Origin of the sequence: Tepidiphilus succinatimandens, from assembly GCF_006503695.1 — a bacterium.
Classification (GTDB): Bacteria; Pseudomonadota; Gammaproteobacteria; order Burkholderiales; family Rhodocyclaceae; genus Tepidiphilus; species Tepidiphilus succinatimandens.
Genome location: NZ_SBIK01000011.1, coordinates 1 through 16,352 on the forward strand (window position 1 = coordinate 1; position 16,352 = coordinate 16,352).

General features: G+C 59.1%; 17 protein-coding genes and 1 pseudogene. 14 read left to right on the forward strand and 4 right to left on the reverse strand.

Annotation, left to right across the window (positions count from 1 at the left end):
- Positions 1–223: 223 nt before the first annotated feature.
- Positions 224–631 carry a helix-turn-helix domain-containing protein gene (locus EPD82_RS07640; RefSeq protein ID WP_141056310.1) on the reverse strand — a complete coding sequence of 136 codons (408 nt, stop codon included), beginning with the start codon at positions 629–631 and terminating at the stop codon, positions 224–226.
- A gap of 84 nt (positions 632–715) precedes the next feature.
- Between EPD82_RS07640 and EPD82_RS07645 the strand changes: the two genes are divergently transcribed.
- From EPD82_RS07645 to EPD82_RS07685, 10 genes are all read left to right on the forward strand, one after another.
- A complete protein-coding gene (locus EPD82_RS07645) occupies positions 716–997 on the forward strand; it encodes a flagellar transcriptional regulator FlhD (RefSeq protein ID WP_055424251.1) in 282 nt (93 codons plus the stop codon).
- Between the two features lie 5 nt (positions 998–1,002).
- On the forward strand, positions 1,003–1,467 hold the full coding sequence (locus EPD82_RS07650) for a FlhC family transcriptional regulator (RefSeq protein WP_055424252.1): 465 nt from the start codon (positions 1,003–1,005) through the stop codon (positions 1,465–1,467).
- A gap of 409 nt (positions 1,468–1,876) precedes the next feature.
- Positions 1,877–2,179 (forward strand): hypothetical protein, encoded by a 303-nt coding sequence (locus tag EPD82_RS11920; protein ID WP_170210806.1) that lies wholly within the window; start codon positions 1,877–1,879, stop codon positions 2,177–2,179.
- 89 nt (positions 2,180–2,268) lie between these two features.
- A complete protein-coding gene (locus tag EPD82_RS11925) occupies positions 2,269–2,766 on the forward strand; it encodes a S26 family signal peptidase (RefSeq protein ID WP_055424254.1) in 498 nt (165 codons plus the stop codon).
- Between the two features lie 6 nt (positions 2,767–2,772).
- The gene (gene mobH, locus EPD82_RS07660) at positions 2,773–5,043 is read left to right on the forward strand and encodes a MobH family relaxase (protein WP_141056312.1); all 2,271 of its coding nucleotides are present in this window, start codon (positions 2,773–2,775) and stop codon (positions 5,041–5,043) included.
- Positions 5,044–5,108: 65 nt separating this feature from the next.
- Positions 5,109–5,735 (forward strand): type-F conjugative transfer system protein TraW, encoded by a 627-nt coding sequence (gene traW / locus EPD82_RS07665; RefSeq protein WP_082438461.1) that lies wholly within the window; start codon positions 5,109–5,111, stop codon positions 5,733–5,735.
- Positions 5,719–6,738 carry a conjugal transfer pilus assembly protein TraU gene (gene traU, locus EPD82_RS07670; protein ID WP_141056313.1) on the forward strand — a complete coding sequence of 340 codons (1,020 nt, stop codon included), beginning with the start codon at positions 5,719–5,721 and terminating at the stop codon, positions 6,736–6,738. Before traW ends, traU begins: the two co-directional genes overlap by 17 nt.
- Positions 6,739–6,740: 2 nt before the next feature.
- On the forward strand, positions 6,741–7,475 hold the full coding sequence (trbC, locus tag EPD82_RS07675) for a type-F conjugative transfer system pilin assembly protein TrbC (RefSeq protein WP_170210807.1): 735 nt from the start codon (positions 6,741–6,743) through the stop codon (positions 7,473–7,475).
- A gap of 49 nt (positions 7,476–7,524) precedes the next feature.
- Entirely contained in the window at positions 7,525–9,189 is a 1,665-nt protein-coding gene (locus tag EPD82_RS07680) for a hypothetical protein (protein WP_141056315.1), read from the forward strand.
- Positions 9,186–10,832, forward strand: a complete 1,647-nt coding sequence (locus EPD82_RS07685; protein WP_141056316.1) for a conjugal transfer protein TraN — start codon at positions 9,186–9,188, stop codon at positions 10,830–10,832. Before EPD82_RS07680 ends, EPD82_RS07685 begins: the two co-directional genes overlap by 4 nt.
- 21 nt (positions 10,833–10,853) lie before the next feature.
- Here EPD82_RS07685 and EPD82_RS07690 read toward each other — a convergent pair whose 3' ends face one another.
- Positions 10,854–11,984, reverse strand: coding sequence for an RNA-guided endonuclease InsQ/TnpB family protein (locus EPD82_RS07690; RefSeq protein ID WP_141056317.1), 1,131 nt, complete (start codon positions 11,982–11,984; stop codon positions 10,854–10,856).
- A gap of 95 nt (positions 11,985–12,079) precedes the next feature.
- Between EPD82_RS07690 and EPD82_RS07695 the strand changes: the two genes are divergently transcribed.
- Both EPD82_RS07695 and EPD82_RS07700 read left to right on the forward strand, forming a co-directional pair.
- Positions 12,080–12,862, forward strand: coding sequence for a hypothetical protein (locus EPD82_RS07695; RefSeq protein ID WP_141056318.1), 783 nt, complete (start codon positions 12,080–12,082; stop codon positions 12,860–12,862).
- A 9-nt stretch (positions 12,863–12,871) separates the two neighbouring features.
- A complete protein-coding gene (locus tag EPD82_RS07700) occupies positions 12,872–13,282 on the forward strand; it encodes a hypothetical protein (RefSeq protein WP_141056319.1) in 411 nt (136 codons plus the stop codon).
- 81 nt (positions 13,283–13,363) lie between these two features.
- Here EPD82_RS07700 and EPD82_RS07705 read toward each other — a convergent pair whose 3' ends face one another.
- Entirely contained in the window at positions 13,364–14,635 is a 1,272-nt protein-coding gene (locus EPD82_RS07705) for an Rpn family recombination-promoting nuclease/putative transposase (RefSeq protein WP_141056320.1), read from the reverse strand.
- Positions 14,636–14,652: 17 nt separating this feature from the next.
- Here EPD82_RS07705 and EPD82_RS12400 point away from each other — a divergent pair.
- Together EPD82_RS12400 and EPD82_RS11935 are read left to right on the forward strand one after the other, a co-directional pair.
- A pseudogene (locus tag EPD82_RS12400) lies at positions 14,653–14,730 on the forward strand (helix-turn-helix domain-containing protein); the annotation flags it as partial.
- A gap of 10 nt (positions 14,731–14,740) precedes the next feature.
- Complete coding sequence (locus tag EPD82_RS11935) at positions 14,741–14,905, forward strand: hypothetical protein (protein ID WP_170210808.1); 165 nt, start codon at positions 14,741–14,743, stop codon at positions 14,903–14,905.
- 51 nt (positions 14,906–14,956) lie between these two features.
- On the opposite strand, the gene EPD82_RS07715 is transcribed toward EPD82_RS11935, so the two are convergent.
- Complete coding sequence (locus EPD82_RS07715; RefSeq protein ID WP_141056321.1) at positions 14,957–16,288, reverse strand: DEAD/DEAH box helicase; 1,332 nt, start codon at positions 16,286–16,288, stop codon at positions 14,957–14,959.
- Positions 16,289–16,352 lie beyond the last annotated feature (64 nt).

Genomic DNA, 16,352 nt, shown 5'->3' on the forward strand with positions numbered 1-16,352 from the left:
TTTCCTGGTGAGGATCGCCGAGCCGCTCGAGCTTGGCGCGATGTTCTTCTGCGGCAAAGAGGTCGGGCTGGATCGCAGTGCGGCGCGTCATGGTTCGGGCTCCTCTCGAATCAGGACAGGGGAATTTTATCAGAGTGGGGGAGAGGAGTTTTTCGAGGTGCCCAATAATGCACGACGTCGCGGATCGATGCAATCGTCCGGTACCTAACATTCAGACAGGTTCTCAGCCGAGTTTTCTCGCCATCTCTCTGACCAGCTCTTCCAGGTCGGCTACTCGTTTCGCTTCCTGAACGCGAGAAAAAATTTCCTCGAGCACGGCGTTGCGCCTATCCTCGTCCAGTCCGTCGAGCAACCCCTTCACGGCGTCGATTTTTCGAAGATAGGTGTCGCGGGGGGCGGGACTCTCCGATGAGGTTTCCGCGCACATGTCTCCTTGCCCCAAGAGAAGCCAGTTTAGGTTTACGCCTGTTTTGGCGATGGCGACGAGGGCTTCCCCGCCTGGCACGTTGACCCCGTTTTCGTACTTGCGAACAACCCCAATGTGCAACCCTGTCAGGCTGGAGAACTCCTTCTGGGTTAGCCCCAGATGCATTCTCCACATCCTAAGACGGTCTGCGATCGTCGAAGCCAAAACAACCCCTTTTAGTGATCTTTTTCCTTGACGGATACCGTATACGGTCTATAATGGAATCGTACGAAATGTTGGAAACGCGCCATGAACGACATCGTTTCGATAAATCGACAGTTTCTGATTATGGCAAGGCAGCTCGCAAACTCCAAGTCCGAGTCCGGCGAGATCGTAACCGGCTTGCCTCGACCCGTTCTGGAACGGCTGGCCAACCTCAGCCTCGACCAGATCGAGGCGATAGCGGAACGAATCGGAATCAGTCTCATAACGATAAGGCTCAACGAGGCCGAGTTGGCTCGACTGGCATCGCTTCAAGATGGACAGAGAGCGGCCTATTCGCTCGCCGTTGTCGCTTCAGGTAGTCGCTGAGCGCCATGGTCGAGATAGCCGAACTCGAACATTTGCGGTTGGCCTACGACCTCATTCAGGCCGGGCTGCGGTTATCCATCGTCCGCGGGATGACCGGCATAGGAACGCGCACTCTGCGGCAATGGTGGTGGGACGTCCACGGCGTCAAACCGTCAAACGGAAAGTTGCCTGAGTCCGTCCTGTCCTTCATAAAGGACAAGGATTCGGCGGCGAAACTTTCCGCCTTCGCCGCGCTGCATAAAAGACTGCACGGATCGAAGCTGACGCCAGAATGCTTGCTGACGACATGGCGTGAGTTCCAGAGGCTGTGTGCGCCAGTCGACATCAATGCAGCGTACTTTGCCATCAGAGACATCAGAGCGCGGATCGTGGTACTGGCCAGATGTACTGTATGCAGCGCGGCGTTCATCTATGACGCCGGCAGCAGACATACAGAACGATGCCCGTTTTGTGACACAAAGGTCGTTTGAGGATTTGTCAATCCTCCCCGCCCTAAAGGGCGGAGCTTGTAACCCCAAGCTCGGTTGACCAGACCAGGCGCGAGCAATCGCGCGACGTGTGATGGAAGTGCGAAGACCCACCCGCAGATGCTTCCTCAGTCTGCGGCTCTGGAAGAGAGGGATGCAGACACGGCAAGGGAGCGCCACGAAACGGTCCCTCTCCTGGCGGGAAAACCGCCGAAGCTGCCATCGCACACGGTCGAGGGGAGCGGTCCTGATGGACCCGTCACTGGTCCCGTAAGGGACGAACGTAAACAAGTAGGGATATTCGTGGATCAAGAGAGCGACTTGACGAAAGGAGGAAGCGGGAAAAGGGGCGTGCCCTGCACGCCGCGCTCTCCCTCCCCGGCCTGAAGGCCGGGGTTTCCCGCGCAAACTGATGACAACGGACCAGTCTACACCTCTAGTAATTAGATACATTCGTGCCGGATGGACCCGGCGGCAGGCGGCGCTGCTTGTGCCGTGGGATGCCCTCGAGGAGCTGGTCGGCCCGCTGGGGGAACTCTTGTCGCCTCAGAAGCGCGAGGCGCTCGTCGAGCGGCTCATCGAACGCGGCACTCTGCCGCCGCAGGCGCGGGGGTGGTGCGCCGAGGTCGACGCCGACGGCTGCTGGATCATCGATCCGAATACCGAGGAAGATCCCGACGTCGGTCCGTGGTTTCCGCCAGATTTTCCGTTTTGATTCGGCGCGGTATCCGACATACCGAAATGGGTCATCGAGCGACCCTTTTCGAACGCAAATCGAGCGATCCGGGAAGTAACATCCCCGGCATGCTCGATTGCATCTTCCATCACATCGGCCGAAGGGCGCCGATCTATCTCTGGCTGCTGGTGGCCATCGCAGCTTTTGGGCGCTATTTCACCGTTTCCATAAACGTCTCCGACTCGTTGCCGGGTACGGTCTTTCTCGTCCAGAAAGGCGCGAGACCGGACAAAGGCGATCTGGCCGCGTTTCGGTACGGCGGCGGGGGACCTTACGAACGGGGAAGCCTGTTTCTCAAGCGCATGGTGGGCACCCCAGGCTCGGTAGTGGAGCGCGTGGACGTGGGGGAGGGGTACTGGGACTACTACGTCGACGGTCTGTTCGTGGGGCGCGCCAAGCCGACATCGAGGGAGGGCGTCCCACTCGAGCCGGGGCCGGTAGGCAAGATCCCGCCTGGGCATTACTACATGGCCGCGCCCAATCCCGACAGCCTCGATTCGCGGTACGCCTTGGTGGGTTGGATCGGCGACGATCGGATCGTCGGCCGGGCATTTCGGGTCTTTTGAGCAACGATGTTTTCTTGGCTGAAGAGGAAACCGGGCCAGCGGGATCCACGTGCGAAGAACATCGAGCCGATCTACCACTGGTCGAGCGACGAGATTCCGCGCTATCCGCCATTCATGAAAGGTCTGCCGGTCGTGCCGCCAGAAAAGCTGGTGGAGACGCAATCCGCGCTGATCGAACGCATCGCTGATACGGCGATCGCCCCGCCCACGCAGTTCGAGCGCTACTACCTGCCTGCAATCGAGCGCTTTGCGCGATTCGCCCATCTTCTGCCAGCCTCGCAGTCCCATCATCACAGGGGCGCCGGCGGCCTCCTTCGGCATTCCATCGAGGTCGCCCTTTGGGCGCTACAGTCTGCCGACAAGGTGTTGCTGGATGCCGCGAAGACACCGTATCAACGGCGCGAGATGGAGCCTCGCTGGCAACTCGCCGTGTTTCTCGCGGCGCTGTGTCACGACGCGGGCAAACCTGTGACCGATCTCGTCGTGACGAACATGGATCGGACGACGCTTTGGAAGCCTATCAAGGAAGACCTTTACGACTGGGCCAGAAAGAACGGCATCGAGGCGTATTTTCTCGATTGGCGTGAGGGCAGGGCGCGGCAACATACCGCGCTGTCGAATCTGATCGCGGATCGAATCATCGGAGCGGAAGCGCTCGAATGGATCGAAGAAGGGGGAACCGAGCTCATCGTCTGGCTGATGGAGTCTCTCACCTGTAATCCAAGCCCGACGAACCTCATCTACGATCTGGTCGTCAAGGCCGATCAAACCAGCGTCGAGCGCGATCTAAAGACGCTCGGCGTCGCAATGGCGGGATACGACCTTGGCGTGCCCGTCGAGCGTCATCTGACGGACATCATGCGCCGCCTCATCAAGGAAGGGGTGTGGCTCATCAACGAACCCGGTGCGCGGCTGTGGAACATAGGCGGAAACATCTACCTGATTTGGCCGGCCGCCGGAGAGGAGATTGCCAGACAAGTGCGCGAGGACGGCATACCGGGAATTCCCAGGACGCCTGACGGCATCCTGGATATGCTGGTGGAACGACAGATCGCATTCGTGCGCGATGGTGCCGCACCGGGCGATCGGCTCTGGAAGATTGCTCCTGCCTGTCTGGCGGAGAAAATCCCCGGCATCAAGCTTTCGGCGATCAGGTTGCGCGACGACGCCATTGTGTCGTCCAGCCCCATCCCGCCAGTAGAGGGGAGACTCGTCGAGGAAGATGAGGATGGCGCCGCAGCGCACGCAGGTAACGAGACATCGGCACCAGCGGAAGCGGCGGAGCATTCCACCGCCGAGTCGAGCGATGTGGCACATCGGGAGCAACCGGAGATACTGCGCAATGCCAAGATCGAGGCTGCGGACGGACCGCGTTCGGCCGGACCTGCGGCGGCCCGGTCTGTTTCGAAGCCGATGCTCGCATCACCCAAGCCAGACGCCGGAGACCAAAAAGCCAAGAACGAGATCCGGCTCGACGGACCCGTAGGGGAAACCCTCAAGGCGCTCGCGCAAGACCTCAAGTCCGGCGACAAGCAGTGGGGAATTGATGCCATCATCGACGCCGACCGGAATGTTCTGCTTCGGTGGCCAGATGCGTTCAGCGGATATGGGCTGACCGCCAAGAGGATCCTCGATGAGCTGGGTAGCCGAGAGTGGTTGTGGATCGACCAGATGGCTCCCTTGAAAAAGGTCGTGGAAGCACAGTTCAGGGACGGCATTGCGAAAGCCATCCGCCTGACGCCGGAAATCAGCCAGACGTTGATCCGTGAGGCCGGCGCAGCCATGGATGGCGGACGCATCGAGTCCGAAGTCAAAAATTCGCCGAGCCAGGAGGATAAGGAAAAATCAGCCGAACCGGAGCGCTCGCAGGTGCGCGCGAAACCCGCGAAGCAGGACAGCAAGCCAAAGCTCGAGGCGGTAAGCCTTGGCGAGAACGCGGGCGAAGCGGGTTACGGCGAAGCCAAAACCGATGTCAAAACGCAGGAGCAGCCGGGCAAGCCGCCCGCCCTCGACGCTGAAGGAACGGACGGAGATCGGGACGCGGGAAGCGCGTCGCAATCTCCCGGATTGCCCTCCGTGGACGACGTGATAGCGGCGATCGAAGAACTGCCCGCAACCGTACAGCCCGACGGATACCTCCTCATCGGCAAGCAGGACGTACTCGCGGCGTGCAAAAGACGCGGGTTGCGGATCACGCATAGACGTCTGATGGAGTTGGCGAGTAAAAACCCAGATAGGCTATCGGTGGATGGTTTGACCGTCCGGTTTAGGCGTTGAAAAGAAAGCTAAATGAGCTTTTTTAGTCCTCGATTCGAAGGACCACGTGTGTAAGCATATCTCCCATGACATCGAGAACGCTTGCAACCGTTTCGCTGATTCTGCTCGTCCCATGGTCCTCCGCTAAAGCCGAAGACCTGGGTGCGATCGGTCCGACGTACGAGATCGCCGAGCGCGATCTCATCGCGGTCATTCAGGAAAAACTACGTCACCTGGAGAGAACCGGCGAGCTCGACCGTATGCAGGAGGATTACAAGCGCAAGGTCCTCGACGGCATCGAGCGCCCCAAACCCGTTCCCGGTATACGCCCCACGGAAACGGCCCGAACGTATTACATCGATCCCACGTTCACTCTCGATCGCAACGTTCAGGATGAGCACGGCAGGATCCTCTATCCGGCCGGCACGAAGATCAATCCTTTCGACTACGACCGCATGAGCAAGGTCTTGCTCTTCTTCGACGGGCGGGACGAGAAGCAAGTGGAATTCGCAAAGCGGTTCATGGCCGAATCGGCGCTGCCAGTGAAGCCGATCCTGGTCGCCGGAGAACCGCTCAAGCTCATGCGCGAGTGGAAGAGGGAGGTGTTCTATGACCAGGGAGGAGCGCTATCCAGGCGATTCTCTATTACCCAGTCCCCCGCCGTGGTCTCCCAGGAAGGAAAAAGGATCCGTGTCGATGAAATTCGCCCGTAGCCTGAGCGTGTTTCTCGGCCTGCTCGTCCTCTTTTCAACGATGCCGGCAATGGCCCAGACCTGCAAAGGCAAGTTCGCCAACCCGATTACGGACATCTGCTGGTCGTGCATCTTCCCGCTGCGCATCGCCGGCATAACGCTTGCTTCCCTGGACCAGGAGGACACACCCAATCCCGGAGGAAATCCGCTCTGTTTTTGCGGCAATCCGCCAAAGATCGGCATGAAGGTGAGCTTCTGGGAGCCCGTGCGCCGTGTCGATGTCGTACGCAGCCCCTTCTGCATGGTGAGTCTTGGCGGCATCAAGATGGACCCAGGATTCGACGCGCCACCTGCATCCCGTTACCGTCGAGACGCCCAGGACCAGTCTTCCTTCTATCAGGTGCACTGGTATGTCGACCCGGTCATCTACTACTTGCAGGCCATTCTGGACAACGGTTGCCTGGAGAATACGGGTTTCGACGTAGCCTACCTCACCGAGCTCGACCCGCTATGGAAGGACGACGAGCTAACCCGGATCCTAAATCCGGATGTCTATCTATTTGGAAACATGCCCGCGCGCGCGGCATGCGCTGCGGATTGCGTTGCTGCGACATCGGGTTTTCCAAACAACCTCTTCTTCTGGTGCGCCGGGTGCCAAGGCAGCCTGTACCCACTGAATGGCAACGTACAAGCCCATGTGGGGGGCGTGCAAGCATCGAGTTTGGAGGTCTACCGGATCATCGCCAAAATGCACCGCGAAGGGTTGATGTGGGCCGCGTCGGGCGACGATGGGCTATGCGGCTACTACCCGCAGCCCGTGATGGACAAGACCGGCTATAAGTACCAAATGCTCTACCCGATCCCGCAGACCAAGAAGATTGCCGGGAAGTGCTGCCAGCCATTGGGGCGGTCGACCATCTTATGGGGCGCTGGTCGCGAATTCCCGTTCGAGGGCGAGGATTTCGCCTATCAGATATTCCGCAAGCGCAATTGTTGCCAAGGCGCCGTGAGCATCGGGAATTGAGCATGTCGAAGTACCGCATACCTCTCCTCCTCCCCCTTTTGTTCCTGGCGCTGACGCTTCCCCTTGCGTCGGCCCAGGAACGCTTTTCTCCCCAGCAGGGCGCGGTGAGACTGCCGACCGACGAAGAAATCTCGAAGGCACAGGCGAGGGCGCGCGAAGCGATGAATCGCCTACCGAGTGTAGACGGCATCGAGCAGCAATATGGGGTGGCTGGCATGCCAAAGGTCGAATCCGTGCCGAAGCCGGCTGCACCCGCTCCCGACATTGCACGGATCGCCGAAAAATACGAGCAGCTCGGGCAAGCGGCCATCGACCAGAACGCTCAGCCAGATCTGCTCGTGCTGGTGTCTCTCTCGATGCCAAAGGAGGCGTTTGATCGCCTTGTAGCGCAAGCGGAGCGAGCCGGAGCAACGCTCGTCTTCCGGGGACTCAAAGGCGATTCGATGACCAAGATGGGCGAGGAGGTGCAGAAGATCCTTGGTGGGCGAAACGTCTCCGTAGCCATTCATCCGCCGGCATTCCAGCAGTTCAGTGTGACGCGCGTTCCCGCGGTCGTCATCGCGCAGCCTCGTGCCGGTGCCGTGCTCGAGAACGGATGCTCGCAGCCCGATACCTTCGTGAAGGTCTCAGGGGACGTTTCGCTCGATTACGCGCTCGACTACATCGAGCGCAAGAGCCCTGCCTGGGCGCCACTGGCAAGGTACTACCGCAGCAAGATCGTCCGAGGGATCGACTGATGCCGACCCATCGCGATCCGCAAAGAGGCTTCGAAGAATGTCATATGGATTGAAACCGACGATACGCGAACGGGTTTTGCACACGCACTGGAAAGCCTGTGTCGAGGCAATCCGGGATCGCTTTCCGGCGCTTTCACCCCGGCTTGCGGCCATCGTCCTTGGGTACGCCGTCGACGGACGTTTGCCGCCGGCGTGGGATACCGAAGAAATTGCGCGCAAGATCGGAATCCCTCCGGGAAACTTCTCCGAGCTAATGCCGGAAATACATCGGATCGTCGAAAAGGCCGCCGAGAAGCCGCCAGTCAACCTTCCCTCGACGAAAGCCGGAAGCTCCGGGCACAGGAGATGGGCGCTTGCGCTTGCGCTTGTAACGCTGTCCTTGACAGGTGTCGTCCTTGCCGACCAGAACGGAGCCTTTCAGGATGGCAAGAGCCTGGGCAGTTCGGTCAACCAGAGTGCGTTTTCCGGGATCAATAGCGGGGCTGCATCCGACAAGATACCCGGCTACGGCACGAATCCTTCCGAGACACAATTCTTTCAAGGCGGGCAGGGGCAATTGTCCGGGCCTGGGGTGGCGAAGATGCAGAACTGCGCGACAGCAACGCCCGACTCCGATCCCATCAAGCGTCAGGAGTGCGAGGCGGTGAACTTCCTGGCGCGTAATCCACAGATCAGGCCGCAATTCAACATCACCAAGAACGACCCGATGATCCTTGCGGCAAAACACGCGAGGGACAATGCAGAAGAATTCTTCAAGTCGCTCGGAATCAATGGCGGAACCGGATCCGGTTCACAATGCACGACGCGGGTGGAGACGACTCCCGCGCAGTACTCCACCGAAACGTGTTCGTCCTTCAAGGAAGTCAATGAGCAGCAATGCACAATGGGCCGTCTCGTCAACATCGACACCGATTCCAACTTCCAGTGCGATCAGACGATAAATGCGTATGAGACGCTGAAGTGTCGACGTAGCTCGAATATCACGTGTACGGGTGGAGGGGATGGATGTGATCGTGGTGGCATCATACCCAATAGCTGGGCAGGAGACATGGCTACGTCGTGGTTCCCAAGCGGCGGGGGGAACTATATCCTACAGTTCGGCACTATCGCCGATAACTATTGGCGTGATGGGGTATACGATCGTACTTTAACTTTCACAATCAGCGATCTCAATTTGATTACCGTATTTGCACTGACTAGAGTCTCGTTTGACGACTGGCTTCTAGTTCAGGTGAACGGCACCACCGTCTATGTTGGCCCAAAAGGAGGCGACCGACTGTTAATCTATCAGCCAGCGCCGGTCTTTGAATCTAACAATTTTAATATTTGCCAAGAAGTATATAATAAACATGGAAATTGGGCTTGCGCTAGTATTGGCGCGTGGTACGGGGAAAATGGGAGTTTTGACTACTATGAAAGTTGTACAAAAGTTAGTGGGGGGTGGAATTGTATACCATACGATTCCCGAACCGGGATGGTTCAGTATTGCTCAAATTGTTTCGGCTACGCAGAACTAAAGACAAGCTGGAATTTTAACCTAAACATTGATTTGAGGCCATACCTCAGGAATGGGTCTAATACTATTTTCACGCGTACCATTGTAGGGGGGTCTGGCGAAAACGCAATCCAAATAACCACAAGGCAAAAATGCCCCCTCCAGTGTAGCATTTCTACACAAAACGGTTGTGCGTCGCTTGAAGCGAGGGCGCAATGATGTACCGCATCTCTGCAATGATTTTTTTCTTCTTTATATTGAACAGCGCTGCTCTTGCAGGGGATTGCAAAAAAACCGGTTCCGTGTGTGTCGATTCGACACCCTGCAAGACCATTTCGGGGCAACAGGTATGTCTGTCCCAGTTCGGGTTGTCGTGCTGGGAGTACGAGGACACCTATACCTGCATCAAGCCGAATGCAGTCAACTACTGTCAGCCGTTCGTCGATGCGCAGCCTGCGTGCTGGCAAACCAGTTCGCAATGCTCGCAATGGGATTCCATTCTCAATAGCGGCTGCATGAAATACACTCAGACCTGGCGCTGCAACGATCCATCGAAACCGACCCCGACGAACACGATCAGGCTCAACGATACGTACACCCTGATTTCCAGCAACTACGACGCGTCGCCTTGCAGTAGCCTGAGCGGAAACACCAACTGTCAGATCGCGGAAAGCCGGTGCGTCCAGACGACGCCGGACAATCCGCTGCCTCCTGGTATTAGTTCTTCTCAAGTAGCCCCAGATGGGTGTTACAAAAAACAGGAAACATACGCTTGTTTCACTGGCAGATCGTATACATCGGAGTGCGATGGCTACGCGAGCAATCCTAACTGTACGCTCCAATCGACGTCGTCCTGCGATCCGGACGATATGATCAACGGCACGTGTGCCTACACGGAGCGGACCTATCGGTGCATGTCGCAACCGCCGAAGACTAGCACGGTCACGGACTGCTCCGGTCAATTTTTCTGTCAGGACGGGAAATGCTTCGACAAGGGATATGAAAACGATCCCGATTTCGCCCGTGCGATGGCGCTCATGGAAGCGGCCAGAGAAGCAGGTACCTACTTGGACCCGAACACGATTCAAATATTCAGCGGAGTGAAATCGAGCTGCAAGATCAAGCTATTCGGCCTCGCCAACTGCTGCCAGAAGAGCGGTGGCGGCGCTGGAATGAGTAATAAGAACATGGCACTACTAGCAGGAGGAGCTGAGGCTGCCAGATTTTTTGGTTCGCCATACGTATATGACGCTTTGTATGCTTCGGATGTGCCGTGGCTCGTCAACAGGGCCTTAGATGCATGGAGTTCGAACGCTTGGTCATCGACTACCCTTACCAGTTTCTATGGCCTCCAGTTTTCTTTCTCACCGGCTGCCGGACTGGAATTCGTAGGATTCGATCCATATTCATTTGCGTTACAAGTTGGAATGATGATCGTGCAAGAGATGCTTTCCTGTGAGCAGAAGGAACAAATCCTCGCCCTGCGCCGCGGGCAGAATCTCTGCCATGAGGTGGGATCGTATTGCTCGAAGAAACTTCCCGTCGTTAAAACGTGCATCGAGAGAACGAAATCCTATTGCTGCTTCAACAGCCGCCTTGCCAAGATAATCAACGAGCAGGGCAGAGCCCAAATCGGAAAGGGATGGGGAAGTGCAAAAAGCCCAAACTGCTCCGGTTTTACTCAGGAAGAATTCGCGAGGATCGATTTCTCCAGAATCGATCTTTCCGAGTTTATGGACGAGATCATGAGAAATATTAAGATGCCTGACCTTTCTGGGATTCAACAAAACATGCAGGGAGTTGTGCAGCAGAAAGTGCAAAACTACTATCAGCGAGGAAGTCAGTCAACTACCCCCGACTGAAGTCGGGGGCTTGTCCCTGTACTACGCAAACAGGAGGTCCTGATGCTGTTCCGAGACTTTAGGCCGATTGACGGCGGCCCTGGCGATGGAACGAATGTTCCTTGCCGCGTTCACATCCGCATGGTCGGTATGTCCACAGACCACGCAGCGGAACTCTGCTTGCGATGGGCGGTTGGCTTTGGCTGCATGGCCACATGCCGCGCACGTTTGGCTGGTGTACGCAGGAGAAACCAGCACGACATCCACGCCATGGAGCCTTGCCTTGTACTCGATGAACGTGCGCAGTTGACGAAAAGCCCATCCGCCCATCCTCGCCCGTTGTGCCTTGCGAAACCGTGTCCGAGCGCGGATGCCTTTGAGGTCTTCCAAGGCGATTCCGCGCCCGGTGCCTTTGGCCTTGGCAACGAGCGATTTGGCAATACGATGGTTTTCGTTGGCTCGAAATCTTCTCTCTTTGCCGCTCAAGCGCTTGAGTTTGCGTCGAATGTTCTTGGGGCGAAGTCCGCGCCGCTTTTTCCCCGCAGCGGCTTTCTGCAAGCTACGGCGAAGCGCGTGTTGTCTAATACGTACCGCTTCTACTGCATTGCCGCTATAGCGTTGCCCGTCGCTGTCGGTGGCGATATTGGCCACTCCGAGATCGACGCCGATGAAGTCGGTCGTTGGCGGCTTGGTGCCGTCTGGCAGATCGACGGTCACAAGCAGGAACCACTTGCCATCCTTGCGCAGGACGAGATCACATTGCCCCTTGGCGGCGGTAAACCGTTCTTGCTGATACTTGCCCATGACCATGGGCACGAGAATGCGACCCGAGAGCGTCAAAAGCGACACGCGGTCAATGCCCTTGAAGCTCATCAACCGCTGGTCATAGGGGACAGCGGCAAGCGGACGAAACTGCGGTCGCTTGGACTTGTCCCGCTTGTAGGCTTCGCAGACTTGCGCAATGCAGCGCACCGCCATCTGGGCCGACAGTCCGAATCTCTCGCGCAACTCAGCGTAGCAAAGCTTTTGCAGCAGGATTTTGTTGGCGGTCTTTCTTGCAAACGCCTCTCCGGCCAACCAGTTGGCTGCTTCGTTGAAGGCGCGCATGGTCGCTTCGAGCAAAGCGGCTTGCTCCGATGTAGGCAGAAGTTGTGTCTGCAAGGTCAGCTTCATGCCTATAGTCATAGGCGGATTGGTTCAATATGTCAACCCATGGGGCCGCGCTTCCTCCCCCGACTGAAGTCGGGGGCTTCCGCGCTGGTGATGCTGTGAAGAAGGTCGCGAAACAAACAGCGGTCCTGGCTGTCATTGGCTGCCTGGCGCTGCCATTGCACGCACAGGATCATGACCAGGCCGGAAGCCAGAATGAAACCAAGAGCGGCCAACGTGACGAGCAACCGGGCCAGCCAGCCATCTCCATCACGAAGGATGGCAGTCTGCCGCTTGAGCAATTGTCTGGGAAGAAGGTGTTCGTGGTCTTCAGGAACAGCGGCAAGCTGACAGAGGTGCTGGCGGATCGCGTGGCGAGCCTGGGCGGTCAGATTGCACCCTCGGAAGAGGAGGCGGAGCTGATCCTGGGAGGCGAAGGCTTTTACGCGGCGAGGCGGGAGTTCGGGAGCCGTCAGGCACGCGCCGATGTGGGCGAAGTGTTCGAGAAGGCCGGCCATGTCGAGACAAAGAATGAGTCGTTGAACATCGTGTTGTCCCACGGAGGCCCCGTTTTGAGCGCCGGCGAGTCGATGGTGGTGTCGAATTTCCTGAACTTCGTTGGGGAAGCGACCGGATTCAAAGGCTGGTTCAACAACCTCGTCGCAGGCGACCCGGACGGCTTTTGTTTCAAGGGATGCGAGTACAGACAAGAAGCCACGATCAGTCTGGAGATGCGCAGCCGCGAAGGGGCGCGCATTGGTACTGCGTCGGTCACGGCGGGCGCGGAAGATAGAAAGCTCATGCCCTTGCCGCTCATCGAGGCGGCTTTGGGAGCGATGTTGGGTGAGTTCGGCGGTAGATCCCAACAGACTGACGCCGGCACAACGACAAACTCGCAATAGGCAAATGCCATGAGACTGCACCAAGGTATTGTCACGGTGGTTGCGATGGTATTGATACCCATCACCCACGCCGCCGAATACACCAGCGCCAAGCCGTTGCTCCTGCAAGCCATCGACGCTCCGGATGGACGCGCCCAGGGCGAGATCGTCGGCCCAATCGCGGACAAGTTCCGGGAGACGACCAAATCAAGCGCGCCAGTCATGGCAGAGGTAACCACCATCAAGAGCTTCAAGCAGGAGGGGTGCAAACGGCTCAATGTGCGATTGACGCAGGCGAACGTGCCCACGAAAGACGGGCAAACGATCGACTTCGCCATAGACTACGGCATCAATCTGTGCCGAGATGGTAGTCCGCCGACCGAAGGGATGGACCTGGAGAAGGTCGGGGAAGTGCTTGGCTCGGCCGATGCGGACGAGTAGCAGGGGGCTTGAGCACCTGCCTTACTGGGCGTTCGTTGACATCCTTCCCGCCCTGAATGACGGGGTCTGCCGCGCGCCGGGTCATTCTCCGAAGACATCTTCGAGGCGCGTCGCATCGAGCACGCGGTCGAGCCAGGTGTCGATCTCGTCAGCGCTTGCCGAGCGCAAACGTGCCTGTACCCATTCGGGCAAGGAACCGAAGCGGCGAATGAGCAGGCGTTGCAATGCAAGGGCTTCGCCTTCCAACCGACCTTCGAGCCGACCTTCGAGCCGACCTTCGGTCTTGACCTCTCGTTCCCACTGTTTGAATCGTTCGGCCAGTTGCATGGTGATCTCTCCCAGGTCGTGGGCTTCGGGTACGTTCAGTTCCGGGCGCAGGTCGCGCAGCAGATATTCTCGAATCCAGACGCTCAGGATGCGTTCGAGTTCCGCATCGTCGGCAAACCAGCGGTGCAGCGCCTCGATGAACCGGGCCAGATCCCGCGGGCTCTGCTGACGCTTGAGCCGGATGGTGGCGGCGACCACGTTCTTCAAGCCGGCGAGCACCTCGTCACTGTAGGCGTTCTCGTCGATGAGCAGATACGCCATCCGCGGCAGGTAGCGGGCAATGAGCCCCGGCGGATCCTTGGGCAGCAGCTCGGCGATGTCGGTGGCGGCATTCCAGGGCGTATCTCCCGTGTAGAAGACGATGGGCAGCACCGGCGGCAGGTGCCGGCCCGCGATCTGCCCGCCCTTGATGAGGTCCTGGTATAGGAGCCCCACGTAGGTCATGAGCCGCACCGCCATCCAGCGGTCGACGCCGCTCTGGAATTCGATGAGGAAGTAGAGGTAGAGCCAGTCTTCCTCGGTTCTCACCCGCCAGACGACGTCGTCGGCGCGCTCGCGCAGGTCTTCGCTCACGTAGCTTGCGTTCATGCGCTCGAGCGTGGAGAAGTCCAGGCGCTTCATCTCCTCGTCGGGGATGAACCCTTCGACGAGGTGGCGCACCACCTTGGGCGAGGAGAAGAGGTGCTTGTAGCTGGCGTCGTGGCGGGCGTTCATGTCGCCTATTGTAGCCGCATGGGGCATGTCCGTGCCCATCGTAACGTCTGCCGATGAGGTCCCGCAGCGCACCAGCCGGTCAGCCAACGCCACCGCATCGGCGCGTTCGGCCTCCAGCTCGGTGCGTGCTACCTGCAACGCCTCACGCTCTGCGGCGAGCCGGGCCTGCGCGGACTCGACGGCGGCGCTCCACACCGCACTGCCAAGACTAGCCAGCCGCTCGGCTACGGCCTGCGGCACCGGCTCGGAAAGCGTCGCGGCGCTGTCGGCCTGACTGGATCTGCTCTCAAAAACGTACGCAAAAGTGCGCACGGTTTTGAGAGCAGGTGGGCGACAAGAAGCCCAGTGGTCCGTCCTTGAAACTTCTCAACCTGATCGAACGCAAGGGGCTCGAAGCCGTGCTGTAGGATGAACCGGATGGGCGCGCTGCTCCACGCGAAAGAAGGTTGGCGGGTGCGTCTGGCAACATACGGCAGCAACAGGCATCAGCAAGGGGATGATTCGCAATGGTATTTTTGCTGGTATCTGGCAAAATCGACCGGTAAAAGAAACCAGAAATCAATATGTTGGGATTGTCGTTGATAAGTGAGTGGGAGTGAAAAGAACGCGCCGCGGTGATTCGACCTCGTCGCCTCACTGCGCGCGTCCGCTGCCTCCCAGCAACACCGCCACCGCTTTCTTGCTTCCTGCGCGACGTGCCTCCGGCTGCTGCTTCGTCGTGGCAAGCACTGCGCCGGCCTTGGGTTCGTAGGGGCGGGAGAAGTCGAAACCGTCGGGCGCGCGTCCGCTGCGCTCGGTACGGCGGCGGGCGGGCTCGGCGCGCCGTTCGCGTGGCGGGGGCTCCAGTGTTTCGGCGGGAATGGGGCGACCGAGCATCTTTTCGATCGCCTGCAGCCGCTCCTCTTCGCTCGCATCGACGAGCGAGATTGCCAAGCCTTCGTGTCCGGCGCGGCCGGTGCGTCCGACGCGGTGCACGTAGTCTTCGGGGTTGGAGGGCAGGGCGTAGTTGATGACGAAGGGCAGTTCTTCGATGTCCAGCCCCCGGGCGGCGACGTCGGTGGCCACGAGCACGCGCAGCGTGCCATTCTTGAATGCCTCGAGCACCTCGAAACGCTGCTGCTGGGATTTGTCGCCGTGGATCGCCTCGGCCTGGATGCCGCGCCGCTGCAGGAGCGAGGCGAGCCGTCCGCAGGCGATTTTGGTGTCGACGAAGACGAGCGCCTGACCAGGATGGCGCTGCAGCAGCTCGACGAGTGCGTCGCGCTTGTGTGCGGCCTCGCAGCGCACGACGCGGTGCGTGATGGTCTCGCTCACCGTGTTGCGCCGCGCCACTTCGATCGTTTCCGGCTCGTGCAGCAGCTGTTGGGCGAGTTTCTTGATCTCGGGCGAGAAGGTGGCCGAGAAGAGCACGGTTTGACGTTCCCGCGGCAAGCGCTCCATGATGCGGCGGATGTCGGGCATGAAGCCCATGTCCAGCATCCGGTCGGCCTCGTCGAAGACGAGGAATTCGACCTGGTTGAGCTGGATGGTCTTCTGCTCGAGGTGATCGAGCAGCCGCCCCGGAGTGGCCACGACGATCTCCACGCCGCGGCGCAGTTCCTCGATCTGCGGCTTGATGTCCACGCCGCCATAGATCGCCGCGGCGCGCAGCGGCAGATATTTGCCGTATTGACGCACGGATTCATAGACCTGCAGCACGAGCTCGCGCGTGGGGGCGAGCACGAGCGCGCGCACGGGGTGGCGGGCGGGGCTCGCCGAGGTGTTGGCGTGGGGCGCCAGGCGCTGCAGCAGCGGTAGGGTGAATCCGGCAGTCTTGCCGGTGCCGGTCTGGGCGGCGCCGAGGAGGTCCTTGCCGGCGAGGATGCGCGGGATGGCTTGGGCCTGGATCGGCGTGGGTTCGGTGTAACCGAGGTCGTTGACGGCGGAAAGCAGTTCAGGCAGAAGCCCAAGCTCGGAGAAGGTCATCGGAGGTCGTGCGCTCCAGAAACGGAAGAAAATGGTGAAAGCAAGAAATTATACGCCGGCATCG

Excerpts from the sequence above, each read along its gene's own strand:
- EPD82_RS07690 (WP_141056317.1), bottom strand. The coding sequence starts at position 11,984 with ATGAAGCTGACCTTGCAGACACAACTTCTGCCTACATCGGAGCAAGCC.
- EPD82_RS11920 (WP_170210806.1), top strand. The coding sequence starts at position 1,877 with ATGACAACGGACCAGTCTACACCTCTAGTAATTAGATACATTCGTGCC.
- EPD82_RS07685 (WP_141056316.1), top strand. The coding sequence starts at position 9,186 with ATGATGTACCGCATCTCTGCAATGATTTTTTTCTTCTTTATATTGAAC.
- EPD82_RS11935 (WP_170210808.1), top strand. The coding sequence starts at position 14,741 with ATGGGCGCGCTGCTCCACGCGAAAGAAGGTTGGCGGGTGCGTCTGGCA.
- traU (WP_141056313.1), top strand. The coding sequence starts at position 5,719 with ATGAAATTCGCCCGTAGCCTGAGCGTGTTTCTCGGCCTGCTCGTCCTC.
- EPD82_RS07700 (WP_141056319.1), top strand. The coding sequence starts at position 12,872 with ATGAGACTGCACCAAGGTATTGTCACGGTGGTTGCGATGGTATTGATA.
- EPD82_RS07650 (WP_055424252.1), top strand. The coding sequence starts at position 1,003 with ATGGTCGAGATAGCCGAACTCGAACATTTGCGGTTGGCCTACGACCTC.
- traW (WP_082438461.1), top strand. The coding sequence starts at position 5,109 with ATGACATCGAGAACGCTTGCAACCGTTTCGCTGATTCTGCTCGTCCCA.
- EPD82_RS11925 (WP_055424254.1), top strand. The coding sequence starts at position 2,269 with ATGCTCGATTGCATCTTCCATCACATCGGCCGAAGGGCGCCGATCTAT.
- trbC (WP_170210807.1), top strand. The coding sequence starts at position 6,741 with ATGTCGAAGTACCGCATACCTCTCCTCCTCCCCCTTTTGTTCCTGGCG.
- mobH (WP_141056312.1), top strand. The coding sequence starts at position 2,773 with ATGTTTTCTTGGCTGAAGAGGAAACCGGGCCAGCGGGATCCACGTGCG.
- EPD82_RS07645 (WP_055424251.1), top strand. The coding sequence starts at position 716 with ATGAACGACATCGTTTCGATAAATCGACAGTTTCTGATTATGGCAAGG.
- EPD82_RS07715 (WP_141056321.1), bottom strand. The coding sequence starts at position 16,288 with ATGACCTTCTCCGAGCTTGGGCTTCTGCCTGAACTGCTTTCCGCCGTC.